20 protein-coding genes and 1 tRNA gene are annotated in these 17,703 nt (G+C 46.6%); 9 read left to right on the top strand and 12 right to left on the bottom strand.

What is annotated here, in order from left to right:
- Positions 1–13: 13 nt before the first annotated feature.
- From OIR97_RS10195 to OIR97_RS10170, 5 genes are all read right to left on the bottom strand, one after another.
- Complete coding sequence (locus OIR97_RS10195) at positions 14–1,105, bottom strand: DNA polymerase III subunit delta' (protein ID WP_169545527.1); 1,092 nt, start codon at positions 1,103–1,105, stop codon at positions 14–16.
- Positions 1,102–1,749, bottom strand: a complete 648-nt coding sequence (tmk, locus tag OIR97_RS10190; RefSeq protein WP_169545526.1) for a dTMP kinase — start codon at positions 1,747–1,749, stop codon at positions 1,102–1,104. The genes OIR97_RS10195 and tmk overlap by 4 nt, the downstream gene beginning before the upstream one ends.
- A 7-nt stretch (positions 1,750–1,756) precedes the next feature.
- Positions 1,757–2,944 carry a D-alanyl-D-alanine carboxypeptidase family protein gene (locus OIR97_RS10185; protein ID WP_169545525.1) on the bottom strand — a complete coding sequence of 396 codons (1,188 nt, stop codon included), beginning with the start codon at positions 2,942–2,944 and terminating at the stop codon, positions 1,757–1,759.
- A gap of 68 nt (positions 2,945–3,012) precedes the next feature.
- On the bottom strand, positions 3,013–4,008 hold the full coding sequence (locus OIR97_RS18710) for a septal ring lytic transglycosylase RlpA family protein (protein ID WP_169545524.1): 996 nt from the start codon (positions 4,006–4,008) through the stop codon (positions 3,013–3,015).
- A gap of 20 nt (positions 4,009–4,028) precedes the next feature.
- Complete coding sequence (locus OIR97_RS10170; protein ID WP_169545523.1) at positions 4,029–5,012, bottom strand: lytic murein transglycosylase; 984 nt, start codon at positions 5,010–5,012, stop codon at positions 4,029–4,031.
- Positions 5,013–5,241: 229 nt separating this feature from the next.
- Here OIR97_RS10170 and OIR97_RS10165 point away from each other — a divergent pair.
- A tRNA-Ser gene (locus OIR97_RS10165) sits at positions 5,242–5,331 on the top strand.
- Between the two features lie 374 nt (positions 5,332–5,705).
- Here the strand turns inward: OIR97_RS10165 and OIR97_RS10160 are convergent.
- Entirely contained in the window at positions 5,706–6,308 is a 603-nt protein-coding gene (locus OIR97_RS10160) for a TetR/AcrR family transcriptional regulator (protein ID WP_169545522.1), read from the bottom strand.
- Between the two features lie 115 nt (positions 6,309–6,423).
- Here OIR97_RS10160 and OIR97_RS10155 point away from each other — a divergent pair, with 115 nt between their 5' ends.
- Both OIR97_RS10155 and OIR97_RS10150 read left to right on the top strand, forming a co-directional pair.
- A complete protein-coding gene (locus tag OIR97_RS10155; protein ID WP_169545521.1) occupies positions 6,424–6,744 on the top strand; it encodes a YciI family protein in 321 nt (106 codons plus the stop codon).
- 546 nt (positions 6,745–7,290) lie between these two features.
- A complete protein-coding gene (locus OIR97_RS10150) occupies positions 7,291–7,710 on the top strand; it encodes a hypothetical protein (RefSeq protein ID WP_169545520.1) in 420 nt (139 codons plus the stop codon).
- Positions 7,711–7,865: 155 nt separating this feature from the next.
- Here the strand turns inward: OIR97_RS10150 and OIR97_RS10145 are convergent, their stop codons facing one another.
- Together OIR97_RS10145 and OIR97_RS10140 are read right to left on the bottom strand one after the other, a co-directional pair.
- Positions 7,866–9,077 (bottom strand): sensor histidine kinase, encoded by a 1,212-nt coding sequence (locus OIR97_RS10145; protein ID WP_169545519.1) that lies wholly within the window; start codon positions 9,075–9,077, stop codon positions 7,866–7,868.
- Positions 9,078–9,168: 91 nt separating this feature from the next.
- A complete protein-coding gene (locus OIR97_RS10140; protein WP_169545518.1) occupies positions 9,169–10,101 on the bottom strand; it encodes a LysR family transcriptional regulator in 933 nt (310 codons plus the stop codon).
- A 63-nt stretch (positions 10,102–10,164) separates the two neighbouring features.
- On the opposite strand from OIR97_RS10140, the gene OIR97_RS10135 reads away from it, so the two are divergent.
- From OIR97_RS10135 to OIR97_RS10125, 3 genes are all read left to right on the top strand, one after another.
- Positions 10,165–10,458: a DUF1330 domain-containing protein gene (locus OIR97_RS10135; RefSeq protein ID WP_169545517.1), complete on the top strand. Its 294-nt coding sequence runs from the start codon at positions 10,165–10,167 to the stop codon at positions 10,456–10,458.
- A 123-nt stretch (positions 10,459–10,581) separates the two neighbouring features.
- Positions 10,582–11,187: an NADPH-dependent FMN reductase gene (locus OIR97_RS10130; RefSeq protein WP_169545516.1), complete on the top strand. Its 606-nt coding sequence runs from the start codon at positions 10,582–10,584 to the stop codon at positions 11,185–11,187.
- A 59-nt stretch (positions 11,188–11,246) separates the two neighbouring features.
- Entirely contained in the window at positions 11,247–11,699 is a 453-nt protein-coding gene (locus OIR97_RS10125) for a GNAT family N-acetyltransferase (RefSeq protein WP_169545515.1), read from the top strand.
- Here OIR97_RS10125 and OIR97_RS10120 read toward each other — a convergent pair.
- Both OIR97_RS10120 and OIR97_RS10115 read right to left on the bottom strand, forming a co-directional pair.
- The gene (locus OIR97_RS10120) at positions 11,696–12,949 is read right to left on the bottom strand and encodes a flavin-dependent oxidoreductase (RefSeq protein WP_169545514.1); all 1,254 of its coding nucleotides are present in this window, start codon (positions 12,947–12,949) and stop codon (positions 11,696–11,698) included. The genes OIR97_RS10125 and OIR97_RS10120 overlap by 4 nt on opposite strands.
- A 79-nt stretch (positions 12,950–13,028) precedes the next feature.
- Entirely contained in the window at positions 13,029–14,036 is a 1,008-nt protein-coding gene (locus OIR97_RS10115) for an aspartate/glutamate racemase family protein (RefSeq protein ID WP_169545513.1), read from the bottom strand.
- Between the two features lie 216 nt (positions 14,037–14,252).
- Between OIR97_RS10115 and OIR97_RS10110 the strand changes: the two genes are divergently transcribed.
- Positions 14,253–14,477 (top strand): hypothetical protein, encoded by a 225-nt coding sequence (locus OIR97_RS10110; RefSeq protein WP_169545512.1) that lies wholly within the window; start codon positions 14,253–14,255, stop codon positions 14,475–14,477.
- Positions 14,478–14,507: 30 nt separating this feature from the next.
- On the opposite strand, the gene OIR97_RS10105 is transcribed toward OIR97_RS10110, so the two are convergent.
- A complete protein-coding gene (locus OIR97_RS10105; protein ID WP_169545511.1) occupies positions 14,508–15,275 on the bottom strand; it encodes an SDR family NAD(P)-dependent oxidoreductase in 768 nt (255 codons plus the stop codon).
- Between the two features lie 162 nt (positions 15,276–15,437).
- Between OIR97_RS10105 and OIR97_RS10100 the strand changes: the two genes are divergently transcribed.
- Both OIR97_RS10100 and OIR97_RS10095 read left to right on the top strand, forming a co-directional pair.
- Positions 15,438–16,742, top strand: a complete 1,305-nt coding sequence (locus tag OIR97_RS10100) for a diguanylate cyclase domain-containing protein (RefSeq protein WP_169545510.1) — start codon at positions 15,438–15,440, stop codon at positions 16,740–16,742.
- A gap of 64 nt (positions 16,743–16,806) precedes the next feature.
- On the top strand, positions 16,807–17,451 hold the full coding sequence (locus OIR97_RS10095) for a DsbA family oxidoreductase (RefSeq protein ID WP_169545509.1): 645 nt from the start codon (positions 16,807–16,809) through the stop codon (positions 17,449–17,451).
- Between the two features lie 5 nt (positions 17,452–17,456).
- Here OIR97_RS10095 and OIR97_RS10090 read toward each other — a convergent pair whose 3' ends face one another.
- On the bottom strand, positions 17,457–17,693 hold the full coding sequence (locus tag OIR97_RS10090) for a DUF2164 domain-containing protein (protein ID WP_169545508.1): 237 nt from the start codon (positions 17,691–17,693) through the stop codon (positions 17,457–17,459).
- Positions 17,694–17,703 lie beyond the last annotated feature (10 nt).

Here is a 17,703-nt window from a genome sequence, read left to right as displayed (position 1 = left end):
CATCCTTGATTATTTATTTTCGGGCTGTGCTTAAAAACAAATCCAAAACCACTTGTTTGCGATCCAGATTGACGCTTTCCGCCCGATTGATCAGATGGTTCGACTTTTCCCAGATATCTATCCAAAATGCAACAGATTGATGGCTGGCAAGTCTGTTCATCACATCTGTTTCATTCTGCACATATACCGTACCATCAAATCCGGTGCTAATCCCTCTCACAAGTCGGGAGATCCACCAGGGAAACACCGTCGTGAGCACATCGTAAAGCGTCTCGCCGCCTTTTTTACCAGCGGCATCAGCAAGACCATGAAGCTTATCCGGCGAGAAATGGGGATATCCGTTAAATAATTCAAGCATTGATAAGAAGACCTGGGTACCGCCCGCCTGTTGCAACCTGAGCGCCTGTCCGGGACTTCCCTCAGCAAGCACGGCCAAAATATCCAGATCGTGATCTGCTAGATCAGGGCTTAAACTTGTTAAAACCGTTTTTAAATCCTGATCTTCCAGTGGTTTAAGGGGCAGCATTCTGCACCGGGACCGAATGGTCGGAAGCAATCCTGCCGGGGTATGGGATAACAAGAAGAAAATGGTGCGTGCAGGGGGTTCTTCCAAAATTTTCAAGAACGCGTTGGCCGCACTGACATTCATGTCGTCGACTGTATCAACAATAACGACCCGCCATCCTCCGTCGCTGGATTTCAATCCAAAAAAGTTGGACAGTGACCGTACGTCATTGATCCGAATAACTTTGAAATGTTTCTTTCCTTTAGGGTCATACTGGCGTCTAAGAACCGCCAATCCGGGATGGGATCCTGCGTTCATAAGCGCTACGGCGGGGTGATCCGCTGGCGTATCCAGACTGTCTGGTGGGCCAAACAATCCGCTTCCCGATCCTTCCTGCGACAGAAGGAAACGCGCTGCCCGGTAGGCAAAACTGGCTTTACCGATCCCCATTTTTCCAGAAATCAGCCAGGCATGATGAAATCGGCCGCCGTTGAAACTTGCCAGAAATTCAGTTTCAGCGGCGTGATGCCCGATAAGAGCTCCGCTGTCCCGTGGATGAGGAAACCCTTCCAGGGCATCTGCTGTTGGCTCTTCGCTCAAGAAAAGAGCCTTTCTTTTACGATGGCCCGTAGATCAGATTGAATTTCATCAATTGGGCGGTCTGCATCGACAATCACACAGCGATGTTTGTTTTTCTCAGCAATATCAAAGAACCCTTGCCGCATGCGCTCATGCATCGACAGATCCATTTTTTCAAACCGATCTTCATTATGGGACCGGCCCTGGGTCCGGGCCAAGCCACGCGCCACATCAATATCCAGAATGAGGGTCAGATCAGGTTCGAAGTCACCGACCGTCACATCATGAATTTTCTGGACATTTTCAACACCCAACTGATTTCCGTAACCCTGATACGCCATTGTCGAGTCGGCAAATCGGTCAGAAATAACAAATGTTCCCACTTCCAATGCGGGCCAAACCGTGAGGCGCAGATGATTTCGGCGGGAGGCATAAAATAACAGAGTTTCGCCAACAGCGTCCCAGCGATCCGGATCGCCCGTCAAGATCAGTTCGCGAATTTCATCAGCACCGGGCGCACCGCCGGGTTCTCGCGTAAGCAATACATTCGTGTTGAAATTTGCCTGAATATACTCGTTCAGCAATCGCGCTTGCGTAGATTTTCCAGTGCCATCCCCACCTTCAAGTGTGATGAATTTTCCGGGATAAGTTATTGAATTACTCATAAAATACCTAGTTGGCTGAAGCCCCGAAAAGAACGTATTTAATGGCTCCGCTGACGCGGCCAAAAATGCCGGGCCGGCTAATGTCTTCTGACGCAATCAATGGAACTTCGATGGTTTCCATCTCTGGCGCAGTAATGATCAGCCGTGCGACGGGGGTTCCCTTAAGAATTGGGGCCGGAATAGGTTCGTTATAGACCAGTTTGACCTGCATGGATCGTCTGTCTTTACGAGACATCGTGACGGTCAGGTCCTTTTCGACGGAAAGGGAAACCAGTTCCTTTTCGCCCAACCAGACGCGCGCTTTGGCAACTTCCTGATCTTTTTTAAACAAGGCGTAATTGTCAAACTCGCGAAATCCCCATTCCAGCAACCGTTCTGACTCCCTGCCCCGTTCCTTTGCACTGGATAACCCATTAACAACAAGGATTAAACGTCTATCCCCGCGTTTTGCTGAGCCCGTCAAGCCGTAACCGGATTCTTCCGTATGACCGGTTTTCAGACCATCCGCGCCATTATTTGAATATAAAAGCGGGTTGCGGTTTCCTTGTTTGATGTCTTTACCTTTGTTGGTTTTGCCAAAGGTGAAACTTTTTTCGCTGAATATTCCATAATAATCGGGGAAATTCCGGATTATGTATTTAGAAAGCAGCGCCAGTTCCCGGGCAGTCATGCGGTGATTAGGGTCCGGCCAACCGGTAGCGTTCGCAAAAATACTTTTTTCGAGTCCAATTTCTCGGGCGCGGGCGGTCATTGAGTCTGCGAAGGCAGCTTCTGACCCGGCCAAAGCCTCGGCGACAACTATGCAGGCATCGTTACCGGATTGAACAATGATACCGCGAAGAAGGTCTCCGATTTTGACACGTTTATTGACCTCCACAAACATTTTGGAGCCCCCTTTACGCCAGGCTTTTTCACTTACTGGAAATGTATCATCCATTTTAAGTGAGCCGTCTTTCAACCGTTCAAACAACATGGTCACTGTCATCAATTTACTCATTGATGCGGGTGGCATTAAGGTATCGGCATCTTTTTCAAGAAGAACGGCACCGGTATCCATATCCATTAGAAAGGCTTGCCGGGCAGCTGTTTCCAACGCCTGCGCCGACGATCCCATGATCGTGAGACCAGTTACCGCGGCTGCAAAAACAAGCGTTTTTCTGAGTTTGATTCCGATAGCGGGAAGAAATTTCAACATTCTCTCACTTTTTTTCTGCCAAATAATTTTCAAAGTCACATTCTTTAATCTGAGTATCGAAGGGTCGGTCACTGTTGTTCGATGATAATTCTGGCATTTGTATGACCAGAATTGATCAGTTTCGCCAATAGAATGTCCGCTTCGTCCACGCTATAAACGGGCCCAAGCCGAACACGGTAGAAATCCTGACCGTTCACCAGAACCTGATTTACTTTTGTTGGTGCAAGACCGGATAGTTGAGCGCTTAGCCGATTAGCATTGTTAAAATCGATGAACGCGCCTGCCTGAATAAAAATTTCACTGTCCGCGACAGGCTCTACTGATAGTACATTATCCGGGACGGACGGGGTCGGTGTTGTTTCGTTTGCCCTATCCACTGGTTTGGGCAATTCAGCCACATCCGGTTTTGGCGCGGCCTTAACATCGCTTGGCGGTGCCAATGTGGCTGTTTGTACATCTGCCTTGGGCGCCGCTTTTACTTTTTTCTTTTCTTCTTCTGTTGTTTCTGCTTTTGCAAGATATCGTACATCCTGCCCGGCCGGATTGGCCAACTCTACGCGAACTTTGGCCGTGCCATTTCGAATAACACCCAGAAGCTGCGCAGCCCGCCGTGAGAGATCAATGATCCGGCCATGGACAAATGGCCCGCGATCATTAACGGTTACGACCAGCGAACGGCCATTTTCCAGATTGGTGACCCTGACGTCTGTCGGCATAGGCAGGGTCTTATGGGCTGCTGTCAGCTGGTTCATGTCATAGACTGCACCGTTCGCAGTTTTACGTCCATGAAATGGCTCGCCATACCAGGATGCAATACCGGTTTCGCTATACTGTGGATCTTCTGCCGGATAATACCAGATATTATCTACTTTGTAGGGCTTCCCGACTTTCCGGCTCCCCCGATTGACCTTTGACAAATCCGTGTTATCTGATGATTTCATCTCAGATGCAGCATGCCCCAGCAAACTAATCTCGGCGCAACCGGATAATAAACCCGCCGAAATCAATATCGCTGTGGTCGTGCCGATAATTCTGAAATGCCGAAAATGTCTTGTAATACCCATACTGCAATAACCCTTTTAGATTAAGGCGAAACCAATTTATCTGCCAGCTGTCCAACGGACATGGCAAAATAAGTTGAATAATTCCATTTCAAAATGGTCCGGTAATTATTGTAGACCAGAAAAGTCTGCCCATTCCCGCCCTTTGGCTGGACAAGCGAGCCCACGAGCTGGCGGGTGGGTAAATCTGTGCCGTTTACTTTTCTGACACCCAAATTCTGCCATTCCTGCATGGGCTTTTGTATCTTCAGGCTGATCAGGTTCTTATCAAAGTCGGCCGGAAGCTTAACCTCCCGTCCCCATGTCTGATCCCCACGCCAGCCCGATTTAGATAAGTAATTTGCCGCAGACGCGAAAACATCCGGTTTGGTTGTCCAAATGTCGCGCCGACCATCCTTATCATGATCGACCGCAAAATTCACAAAGCTTGATGGCATAAACTGAGCTTGACCCATGGCTCCTGCCCAGGACCCTTTCATGTCGCCGGGCTTAATATGCCTGTCTTCGAGAATCCTCAGTGCGATCATCAGTTCTTTGCGAAAATAATCGGCGCGGCGGTCATCATATGCCAGTGTGGTCAAGGCTTCGACAACATTAAACCCGCCTGTATATTTTCCAAAACGGGTTTCCACACCCCACAAAGCGACGATAAAGCGGGGTTGAACACCATATATCCGGCTCACCTCATCCAATACGGCTTTATGTTTGCGCAGCCGGGCTTTTCCCATATCAACGAGGGATTTCGGGAGCCTTTTCGCCATATATTGCTGAAAGGTCTGTGTTACTTCGGGCTGCTTGCGATCCAAAGTAATAATTTTTTCTTTAAACTTCACATTTCGAAAGGCAGTATCGAGTATCGGCTTACTAATTCCATTGGCGTGGGCTTCCGCTTTCAATTCTTCTAGCCACAGACCAAATTCCTTTTTTGCAGCGACCGCGCTGCTGATCGGCATTGCCATCGCAACTGCGACAACCAAAGATCCTAATTTTGTGGAAATTTTCAGCATTTACCCCTCTTAGAACAAGCTTTTATCCTTTTTGCCATACCCAGCCATATGGTGCAACGATTGCATGGCCGAAACTTGTTCATAATTGCCTCTTTTTTCTACCAAAAATGATTTTTTACCAATCTACCCTATTGACAGCGTGGTGCCTGAACGAGTAAACGTCTCGAACGCCAAACAGACGAAGGTCTTTTGGCCTTCAAAATCGATAATAATTGATTTTGAGTATTGCGGAGGGATGGCAGAGCGGTTGAATGCACTGGTCTTGAAAACCAGCAAGGGTGCAAGCCCTTCCGGGGTTCGAATCCCCGTCCCTCCGCCACTTTATCTTCACCCTAACGATCAAGTAAGATGTAACCTATTGGTTTTAATGCGGTTATTTTTCACGCGATCCTAAAGTGCTTTTCAAACAAATCAAGGCGAACAGACTAATGGTACAGAACACTGGTATCAACAGGGCATCCAAACGTTTGCAGGCTGGCAATCTTTGGTTAAGCCCGGTGAAGTGCCATGCATTTCGCCCCAAGTGAGACAGCCAACTCATATTTCGAAAATTGCGAAATCGATCTATTCTATATGCGGGGTCCGCACCTCACCGTTATCCGCGAAGGGTAGGAAAAAAGCGAGGTTTCTCAATCTTTTTTGGCGTTAAAGCAAGCAGGTTGCAAAGCGATACCTGATCCCAATAGATAAATCTCATGGGGTAGCTGTAGACACTTCTCTCATATCACTGGCCGCTTTGAGCGCCGCGTCGCGAACTTCTATTGCAAGTCCTGAATCCGGAAGGGTCCGGGCAAGCACCATGCCACCAACGCAAAGGGCTGCCATTGATAAGGCGCGTTGCCGCACGCCTTCTTCTGGACCGTCCAAGGTGTTTTCAAACAGCCAAACCATTGCTGTTAGAAGTTCCTGATAGGCCTGTTGGACATCGGGACTGGCCCGCGCCACATCAGACGGCAGGGCAATCATCGGACATTGGTTTTCCATATCTTCCAGATGTTCGTTTGACAAATAACTGTCCAGCATATGTTGGGCCATTTCAGGATTGAGACGGCTGGGATCAATACCGGCCTCTTCGCGCCATTGGGCCCCGCGCCCGCCAAGAAAACTTTTGACCGCCGCTGCATAAAGCGCTTCTTTGTTATCAAAATGATTGTAAAAACCGCCATGGGTCAGGCCGGCCTGCTTCATGATCATGCCAATCGTCACCCCCCGAAATCCATGAATATTAAAAAGGGTCCGTGCCGTCTCGATGATGGTGGCGCGGGTGTTTTTTTTGTGCTCGGCGCTATAAGGCATGGGTTTTCTCCAATATCGGGCAAGCATAGCATTATTTTTAATATGATCTTGATCATATTTAGATCGATGTCAAAATTCTTCTTCTCAACACACTTGTAGCGAAAAGGATTAAGACATGCCCAAATTTGTATTGGCTTATCATGGCCAACCCAAAATTGAATCGAATGAAGACGGGGCGCAACATATGGCAGAATGGCGTACTTGGATGGAATCATTAGGGGATGCTGTCGCTGAGCCAGGGTTGCCTGTCGGACCCTCCAAAACAATTCAATCAGATGGAACCGTTACCGATGATGGAGGGGCCAATCCGATCTCTGGCTACACAATCCTCGAGGCTGAAGATATAGAGGCTGCAATCAGGATGACAAAGCCATGCCCACATATAAAGGGTGGCGGATCAATTGAAATCGCGCCTGCCCTTAATATGGAAATGTGACCTGACCAGACCAGATTGGAGGGGGGGTGGTCGAAAATGGCCGTCCCAATATTCTGGAAAACGCGACTTATACCCCTGGCGCCTTGCTGACACACAATGCTGCCGTCACCAAAATATCGAGAAATCCCTATGGTCCATCACGGTAAATTCGGGATAAGACTAGAATTTCGGGCTTTTTTGAACCTTCGACCAGTCTAATGGCGGAACTGTAAACAGTTTCAGGTTCGGACCGCACAAAAGGGTTTATTGGTCTTGATAATGTGAAAGACCAGATGCAGGAACATGGGGCGTTTGATCCCCGGCCCTTCTCTCTTTGTTTTCTCCCGCACCAAAACAACGGTGTTCTGATTTATTCCCTGCCATTGCTATATCGATAGTGGGTTTATTTTCAGATTGTATCGGCTGGTTTAAGCCAGATATGAAACGTCATACTATTCTACGCTTATTTGTTGAATGACTTGACAAGATACTCTCTTCGTATCCAGAATAAAACCAGTTCAGTTTGTATAACGTGAAAAATTCAATTTGAAATGGACGTTTATACTAATGACGAGCAACTCGGATGCTTTCTCACATAAAGTTTTTCTTGATAAAACCGCAGGTGTGATTTTTATTAGACATGGTGCGGTATTAAATTTCGACATTCTGATGCGTGTCGCAACGGAAGCGAATGAAACACCTGGACTATTGCCCGGATATGGCAGTTTTGTTGATTTCAGAGCTTGTGAACGGATTGATCTCACAAGTGATGATGTGCGGAAGGTAAATAACTTCGTTCAACAGAAGATGGCCTGGCGCGGTGTTTTTCCAATCGCATTTGTTACAGCTTCAAAACTAACCCACGGTATTTCCCGCATGTATGGTAGCTTCCTGAACGAAGGGTTGCCGACAGTGAATATATTCACAGCACCAGAACCCGCCTTGGAATGGTTAGGTCTTCCCAGAGATTATAAGCTCCCCTTTTAGCAATCGGAACAGATGGGCGCTTCTAGGTTTGATTTTAATCTTTGTACATTTTGCGTGGCGTGATTTATTTTTGATCCAGATTGCAGAGGAATTGCCTGATGGATTGGCCTTATTAAGGCTCGCATCAAGCCCATTCTGTGAACCTAACCGTCAGGTTATGTTTCTGGGCTTACTTTTAAGTCGTCAGTTTCGATGGCGTCTGGTTTCGCTTGATTGGTGGTGTGTCGTACTTTTGGTAAGTACAAGATACATGTCGTGCCGTTCTTACCGTCACTTTCGACAGCCGCTTTACCATTTTGCAATTCAGCCAATTTCTGAAAATAAGTCAGGCCAAGACCAAGATTTTCATCTGCCTGCGTCAAAGCATTTCCAGATTTGGAAAAAATATCGAAGACTGTTTTTATTTGCTCGGGCGGAATTCCGGGGCCATTATCAGTGACAGAAATGGCGACGAAGTCGGTTTTAAGCTGTTCAGATATCTGGACAATAATAGTGTCTTCTGCAGGTGAGAACTTAATGGCATTATCAAGCACGTGCATTATAGCCTGCCGGGTTGCGTTTTCGTCAAACTCAGCAAAGATTGGTGTATCACCGTTTGCTTTTATTTTTATCGTAATGTCCCTGTTTTTTGCGATTGATCGCATATGCTTTACCAAAGGATCAAGCGTTTCCAGGATATTCAATGGCTCGATTTTAGCCACATAATTTCGGGTATCTATGTGGGCCATTTCGATGATGGAGTTCACCAGATTAAGAAGTCTGTTGCCAGAAACAGAAATATAATTGGCGTATTCCTTTTTTTCTTCATCCGAAACCGGGGGGCTGCCCCTCAGAATATCGGCAAAACCAATGATCGCATTCAATGGAGTTCTGAGTTCGTGACTGGTATTTCTTAAAAAATCAGTTTTCGATTTTTCCGCCTGTATGGCCACTTCCCGCTGCTCGATATATTCAACGGTCAAAACCTCAAGATCTCGGGCCTGTAAGCTCAGGAATTTATTATTTTCCTCTAATTCTTTTTGTAAAGTCCGTCTTTTTCTGATTTGATCATTCAATAGAATGACAGCTTTACTCCATCGTATGAGACCAATAACGACGCAAAGAATACCCACATAATATGCGCTGTTATAGGAAATACGGATGATGTCACGTGTTTCGAAAGTGGGAGAAAAAGTATCAATAAAAACTGGCGATAGGAATAGTAAGTTGGCAAGTCCCGCGACAGCTAAGGCACCGAAACCAACTTGAATAAGATTTATCCCTTTGTCTGAATACGGGACCTGTCGGCGAATTCGAAAAAAGTATAAAAATGCGATCGCTAAAATAGTGAACCTGATCGCAGATAAATATGTTTCGATTTCGCTCATTTGATACCAAAAACTTTCGTTTAAACTAATGTCTTCTTACTTCATCTTTCCTTTATTTATTGTTAATCTTAATTAATGTAATGCTGTAATATCATCCCTTTCCCAAGAAAATGTCGGTGTGATTTTTCAATCTGTCAGACACGAATTGCATAAACAACCGGATCCGCGACACATTCTTTAGATCGGGATGGGTGAGCGCCCAAATATCCTTATTTTTTGTGGGCGTGCAGCCGGGTAACTGTACAAGATCGGGATCACTCTCCCCTAAAAAACAGGGCAATCGGCTAACACCGACCCCCTTTTTAACAGCGGTCAGAAGAACAATCATCGCATCTGTTTTAAGAATTTCATTGCAGCCTGGATATACTTTTTTCAGTTCATCTAAAATAGTTGAGGACCATTCTACATGATTGATAAACTTTATGTTTGTTGATTTGTCTATTGTCCCATCTGTTGCTTGCAAATGGGACAAGTAAGTGTCAGAGATATAAAAGCACCGATTTTGCCGCATAATGCGGCGACCAAATAAGTGGGTGTCCGGTTGATCTCCGACCCGGATGGCAACGTCGGCTTCCCTTTTGCTAAGATTGAAATTCTCGCTCGCCGTTCGGACGGTGATGTCGATTTGAGGATATAGGGCCATAAAGGAATGCACGATATCTGCGATATAGGTCTGATATAGCTGATCAGCGACCGTAATTTGTAAGGGACCTGCAATTTCCGAGTCTTTAGATGCGATTTCACGGCGCAACGCAAAGACTTCCTTCTCAATGCGCTCAGACGAGGCAATCGCTTTATGTCCGGCATCTGTTGGCACAAAATTTTTAGCGATTCTGTCGAATAACCGAACATTCATTTTTTCTTCAATGGCGGTAATTCTTCTGGAAACCGTCGTGTGGTTCACAGAAAGCGATCGCGCTGCAGCGCTCAGGCTACCGTGCCGCCCCACAGCCAGTATAAATTTGTAACTATCCCAATCTTCCATATGTGCATTTTTGCACAGATTTTTCGCAATGTTTAGCATTTATTATCAAGTCGATGCTGGCTAGATAAAAAGCAACAACTTCCACAATTAAAGGTTTTTGAAATGTCAGTACAATTCATCGCGCTTATTTCTGTAAAACATCCGGATAAAATGAATGAGTATAAAAAAGTGTCGTCGGACGCCCTGGCGAAACATCAGGGAAAAGTACTTGGCGGGCTTCCTGCTCCTGAAGCGTTGGAAGCGACTGGTGAAATACCGGATGTTATTGCAATCCTCGAATTTCCATCAATTGACCATGCGCGTGCGTGGCGCCAGGATCCAGACCTTGCCCCGGTTCATGCCTTAAGAAATGGGGCCGGAAGTTCGACTATTTTAGCCCTTCCTGCCTTAAAATAAAATTTTGCTAATCAGGCGGGGGTGTCTTTTTATTAACCAATGAAACCCCCGTCCTCATTAGTTTTGCTTGACGTAATTACAGGCGTGCTTACCTAAAAGGTCTACATACTTTAAGGAAATAGCATGATCAAAATTGGTATAGTAATTGGAAGTATCAGGGAAAATTCTGAGTCTTCCCGAGTATCTCATTACGTTGATGGTTTATTGCACCGGACTCATTTGGATTGCGATACAGAGATTTTTGATTTGCGTCTGCTGGACCTTCCTTTATGGACTGAAGACAAATGGGATAGCAATAGTCCGGTTAGTCAAAACTGGTTGCCGCTTTCACGTAAGTTGTCTGAGTGTGATGGATTTGTTTTTGTGGTTCCTGAATGGGCTGGAATGGCCCCTCCTCATCTTAAAAACTTCCTATTGATGTGCGACAAGGGTGAACTGGCCCATAAACCCTGTCAGTTGATCGGAATTAGTTCTGGTATGGGCGGCGCCTATCCTGTTGCTGAACTACGGATGAGCGGATATAAAAACAACATGCTGATGTGGCTACCCGATCACATGATTTTACGAAATGTGACAAAGCTTTTTGCAGATACACCGCCGAATAGTCTGGATCTGGAACTAACCGAGCGGCTTAATTATTCTCTAGGATTTCTGGTTGATACCGCAATAGCGTTGAAGCCGGTTCGCGAGAAGAACCAAAATCTGAAAAAATATAAAAATGGAATGTAATCATTTTCCTTTATAGAAATGCTAAAAAGCAGGATTGTGTCGAAATTTCGGCAATTGAGATGGATGCAGGGGAAGCTTTACGTGCATATGGCCTTGAAAACGTTGCTGACCTGCCGGTTAATTCTGATGCCTACTCGATTGGACTTGAAAAAGAGTGCCTGCTGCTTGTTGCCTGCGATGCAGCCGACAAGCCTATTGGGTTTGCTTTTGTGAAGTCAATTGACGGTCAGGCGCACCTTAAGGAAATCTCAGTTTTACGCCGATATATGCGGCAGGGAATTGGAAAACAACTGCTTGGACTATCAGAAAAATGGGCCAGGGATCAGGGCTATCAAAAGATAACCCTGACGACCTATGAATTTATACCTTTCAACGCCCCTTTTTATGAGAGCATGGGATATACAGTTTTTACGCCATCCGCGGCGTGGCCCGCGCTTTTGGAAATTCGTCAACAGGAAAAAGCGCAGGGTCTGGATAGGCAACCGCGCGTCTGCATGTTCAAAACCCTTTAAAGGGCTTTTTTCAAGCTCTCCTTATCAAATCCAGCAAGTTTTTTATACGCTGTCGCAACCTCTTCCAGTTTGTCGGCCGGAATACAGGTATGCGTGTCCGCGCAGTCTCCGGTACAGGCGTCTTTCACCATTTCCATGACCTTTTCCGGCCCTGTCTCCCGATTGGCAAGACTGATGCGTGTTGTATGCGGGCGCCGATTACCTTCATATTGTGTCAGAATATCGGTAATGTTTCCGCCCTTTTGCAATAGGGAAACAAACTCCATGGCGTCCAGTACGCCCTGAGACACTCCGTTGGATCCATTCGGATACATGGCATGGGCCGCATCACCCATCAGGGTGATCCTGTCAAAGCTCCATTTCGGAATTGGGTCCCGGTCAATCATGGGAAATTTGTGAATGGAAATTGCGTTATCAAATAATGCGTTAACGTCCAGCCAACCAAGATCCCACGAGTCAAAATCAAATTTGAACTCTGATAACAGGCCTTCTGCATTCCAATCAGCCTGCCGTCCCGCTAAATCAGACGGGATCCGCCGTTCTGCGATCCAGTTAATATAGGATTTTCCACGCGCCGCACTTTCCGCCCGGATCGGATAAGCGACGAGTTTCAAATCATTATGTCCCGCCATGAACATGGATTTCCCGTCCTTGAAGGGCGCCATTTCTGTCACTCCGCGCCATAACATTTGACCGGAATAGTGCGGCGGTCCTTCATCAGGATACAATATCTTACGTAAACGGGAATTGATGCCATCTGCGCCAACCAGATAGTCAGCATGGACTGTTTGCTGTTCCTGGGTACCCGCATGGTTTGTGAAATAGGCCGTTACACCGTCGCCATCCTGTTCATAACGACTGAAACGGTGATCCATAAACAGGCAGTCTTCGCCCAGGCGTTCTTTGACTGCCGCCAACAGGATCATATGAAAATCGCCGCGATGTATGGAAAACTGAGGGACGTCATAACCGGCGGCCAAGCCTCTGGGTTCGCTCCAGATTGTTTTCCCATCTTCGGTATAATAGCTGAGACTGGATGTTTCGATCGCAACCTTTTTAAGGGCGTCCAATAAACCCAGTTTCGCCAGATTTTGGACGGAATGCGGAAGAAGGTTAATCCCGACACCAAGCGGTAATAGTTCAGGAACGGTCTCATAAATGCGGCATTTATATCCTTTTTGGTGCAAGGCGAGGGCCAACGTCAAACCAACGAGCCCTCCCCCTACGATAATGCCTTCTGGTTTTTGCACGACCCTTTATCCTCCCGCTAATTAGTTTTATTTGTAACTATATCCAGGGGGCTGGTTCAAACGCAAGGGTCTTCGGCAATTACAGTTTCGACCGGATCTTGATGTTTTCCGCAAAGTCTTCGACGTGAAGGCGAATTTGTGCGCTGTCCTCCGGTTCTGCGAGCACTTCTGAACTCAACATGTAATCATACTTTTCTGCAAACGCCCGTTTAAGCGGATACCCCGCGGCAGTGATCAAGCGGGCGGCCAGGATTTCCATTGGATCGATATATTTTTCGAACTCTCCTAAAATGAGCGGGCCTTCGCCATAGGCATAGGCCAGCGGTATTTCTGTGCACCCCATAATGACGCTGTAATTTTCCTTTTTTGCAGACCGTTGGGCATGGCCTTCTTTCAATAGATCGATGACAACATCAAAAACCCATTTTGCTTGGGAAAAATTGGGCTCACTTCCCTTTACACCGATTTCCGGGTCATAAATTGCAGCCATGACAGCCGCTTGCGGCGCAACACTGATTTTCCTTAGGTCAGGATTTCCTTCCTGCGTTAGGAAGTAACTCAGTCTCTTAGTGTTTTTGTCCTGTGGGTTGGGAACATCCCTAGTTTCGAGAACTGGAATTTGCGAACTATAGACTTGGGTTTCCCGAGTGCCAGAGGTCGACAAAAGGATGATCTTGTCGGTCGGCAGCTTCTGCTGAATGTAATTTTTTGTCTCTTCGATCATGTTGATGGGGCAAATCTGGTTGCTTTCCAATTGTTCGAGATAGGCTTCATACACAACTTTAGAGTGAAAAGTGTTGCAGGGAACGCCGACCACAAATTTCTGCGCCACTCCTTCAAATGCAAGACAGGCGGCATTGACGGAAGATCCCATGGCCGTTCCAGGATTGATCCCCTGTTGGTTACTAAGCAGGTACGCAGTCCGATCAAGAACGTAGGGTGACATTGAAAGATGAATTACCGGGGCATGCCCCTGATCTCCCATGCCTCGGTTATCAAGCATATCAATAAGTTTCTGATGAAAAGCAACGCCAGCTGCGGGTCCGACCCCACCGCCAACGACAATAAAATTTCTTTGAGGACACATAATACAACCTATACTTTTATTTATGATTTAAAGTAAGTGGTATTGATGTGTTTCTAAAAAAGTGACAGGTAGATAATTGGATGACAGATGTGTGCAAGCTGTCTATTTTTAATACTGTACTATGTCACTTGCTTTCATTCTGGCTGATATCCCTGATTGGATAAAATGGGTTTTGGTCACCGAAAGCTTGTTTAAATTTTAAGTGGAAATTTTTGGATGAGCGTTGAAATTGATCCGTCAATCCTTGAAATGATTGAAGAATGTTATCTCGAAACTGTTGATGAGGCTATGGGGGCCGGCCACAGCAAGCTTATCGCACATAAAGAAGGTGTTACAGGGGCGTCAATGCTTCTGGCATCGATGACCAGCATGGAAGATGAAGAAGCTAAACATTTTGTAGTTTCCCTGAATTTGCGTCCGGGAAAAACAGGTGAAACCTGATCTGGGTATCACCTGTTGTCCAGAGAAAAATCAGAATCCCTTGGCTGTTAGACCATCATCAACATCAATCATGCTACCGGTCATGAAATCAGAGCCGGGTCCTGCAAGAAGCAGTAAAGCGCCATCCAACACCTCAGGATCCCCCACACGGCGGCGCGGCAAACGACTGATCAGTTTTTTCCCGTGATCCGTTTCCCAATAATCGCGATTAATACCAGTGACAATATATCCAGGGTTAATGCCATTTACATTGATGTTATAACGCCCCCATTCATCGGCAAGGGCGGCTGTCATATGCTTAACGGCTGCTTTTGACATGCAATAGGCAATATTCTGCTTCAAGACCCGGTTTGAGGCGACGGACGCGATATTGATAATTTTACCGCCATGCCCATGTTTGATCATGCTTTGACCGACCGCCTGCGCGACAAAAAAAGCCCCTTTGGCATTTGTATCCATCACAGCGTCGAAATCTTCTTCACTAATGGCTTCCGAAGGAGACAACGCGCTTATTCCTGAATTGTTGACCAGAATATCAACCGGTCCCAATTCTGTTTCAGCGGCGGCAACTGCCGAACGGATACTTGCAACATCTGTTACATCCATCCGAACAGGTAGGGCGCGGCCATCGAAGCCTTCGATTTCCTTCGCCAGTGTTTCCAGCTTATCGGTACTGCGCGCAGCCAGCGTAACTTTGGCGCCAGCCCGGGCAAGCGTCAGAGCAAACTGCCACCCTAATCCGGAAGAGGCTCCTGTCACCAGAGCATGTTTTCCCTCTAGAAATGTGGGTGAATTCACTGTTTATCTCCTCATTTTTTCTTGTTTCATTGGCGCACATCATTCACTGCAGGCCGAATAAAATCAAGGCTTTGAGATTTCTCAAAATTCTGGCCCGCGAAAAAGACAATTTTAACTAAATTTTGCTTCAATAGGGTACTAATAAATCAGGGAAGAAAAAATATGTCTGTCTCCGCTCAGATTTTGGTCGTTTCGAATAATGAGGAAGCGGCCCTGACCAAATGCCTGACGGGCTTTGGATATGCCGCCTCAAGAATGGACTATTCCAAGTTCAAAAGTGAAAAAATTGTCTCCCCTTTATATGACCTGATTTTGTTCCTGAATAATGATGGGCGTGATCAGTTATCCGGCTTGAAGGAGGCATTGACCGAACAGACTTCTCAAATCCTGATCATCGGAGAAAATCCTTTTTCAGACAGCATCCAGTCTATCCCCACGACATTTTGTGATATGGAACTGGAACGACGGCTTGCCTCTCTTGTGCGCCTGCAGGTCATGAAACGTGAATTTATAAGACGCTCTGAAACCACGGCGCTATATGGGCTGAAAACAAAAGATCTTCCGGATCCCGTATCAGACGAAATCAGCAAAAATATTCTTCTTGTGGGTACAGAGAGCGACGTTTTAGGCCAAGTGATGTTGCAGCTGGATCGCGGAACCCAGATAAATGTCTGCCAAAACGCCGTGTCAGCGATGGACGAGTTGCAGTCTACGCAATATGACGCGATGATCCTGTTAGGGGCAGGCCAAGGAGATGTGAATCTTCGCTTCGCCAACGATGTTCGGGCAAATAGCCGGCTTTTCAATCTGCCAATCATCTTTATTCTTGATCATGAAAGCAATCGGCAGGCGGCTTATATCCACGGCGCTTCCGATATTGTTTTAAATCCGTCTGAAATGAAAAATCTGCGCGTAAGAACCTTTTTGCATATCAATCAGGCTGACTATCGATTTTCCCTTCAAAAGCTTTTTAAAACGTCAAAACCGCTGCCGGTTACAGATGGTCCCACCGATTTGTATTCTTTTGGCTTCATGCGGGCCCATCTGAACAACCTGATCTCAGATCATCGTGCGGAAGACAAGTATTTGACGATTGCGACTTTGGATATCACTAATCTGGGCGCCATTAACGAAGAATTCGGCTATGCCGCCGGGGATCAGGTCTTGCGGCAGATTGGAAATATCATTTCCTTTCTGGTGCGCGGTGAAGATATTTGCTGTCGGTATGAAGGGAACAAATTTCTGATCGCCCTGCCCGGCACCGGAATTGATCAGGCCCGCTTTGCCCTAAATCGTGTTTACGGTGTTACAAAAACGACCGAATTTGCGGTTGCGGGACAGGATAAACCGGTTGCCGCTACGGTTGAGATGGGATTGGCTGAAATGGCGGAACAGGAAACTGTCGAAGAAACCATTCGACGGTGCAAAGGTGTGAGTATGGTCACAACACAAGCGGCGGCCAGTTAATTCTGGAACAATCATTCAAATAAGGGGCTTGTTTCAGACCGCCGGGCTCCCTATCCTATATCCTATGAAAATAGATATTGTCTCTGATACGGTCTGTCCCTGGTGCCTTATTGGCAAACGCAAACTAGAAACTGCGTTGGCAGAGCGACCTGATCTGGATGTCGAGATTACTTGGCATCCCTTTCAGCTTCATCCCGATATGCCCAAAGAAGGCGCCGATCGGACGGAATTCATTACCCAAAAATTTGGCAGCATAGAACGGGCCAAAGAATTGTATGAAAATGTCAGGCAGGCGGGTGCCGCCGTCGGACTTGACTTTCAATTCGGCAAGGTAAAGCGATCTCCCAATACGTTGAATTCGCACCGGCTTATTCGGTGGGCCGAAACAGCGGGCTTGCAAAATGAAGTCGTGGAAATCCTGTTTCGGAAATTTTTTATGGAAGGGGCCGATCTGGGCGATGACCAGGTGTTGATCGATGCTGCCAAAGAAGCAGGAATGGATGTCGAGATCGTCAAGAACCTTCTGGAAAGTGACGCCGATGTCGAACTTGTGTCCCAAGAAGATGCGCGGGCCCGTGAAATGGGTATCAGCGGCGTGCCGTTCTTCATTTTTGACAACAAATATGCGTTGTCAGGTGCACAGGATCCTGCAACCTTTATACAGGTCATTGAACAGATCGAGGCAGAAGGTAAAGAAGCGACCTCTTAGGAGGGTCAGTCTTCTTCCTGCTGGTTAAATTCGATGTCCAGATCTTCGACCTTAGAGAGCAGGAATGCCTGAATATCCGTCACAGCCTGATTATACTGTGACGGACCCACTTTCTTCACCATGAAGTCTACGAGTTGTAACGCTCTGAAATGGCTGATATTTTCGTCAAATTCTGTGGCGAAGAACCGACCAAGTTCCGTCGCGATCTGATCCTTGTTTTCGTCACTTAGCCCTATCTGCATGTTCCTGACC

The organism is Sneathiella aquimaris (genome assembly GCF_026409565.1).
In the GTDB taxonomy this organism is placed as follows: domain Bacteria; phylum Pseudomonadota; class Alphaproteobacteria; order Sneathiellales; family Sneathiellaceae; genus Sneathiella; species Sneathiella aquimaris.
The sequence above is the reverse complement of the archived record's forward strand: the minus strand, read 5'-3'. Positions and strand labels throughout refer to the sequence as shown.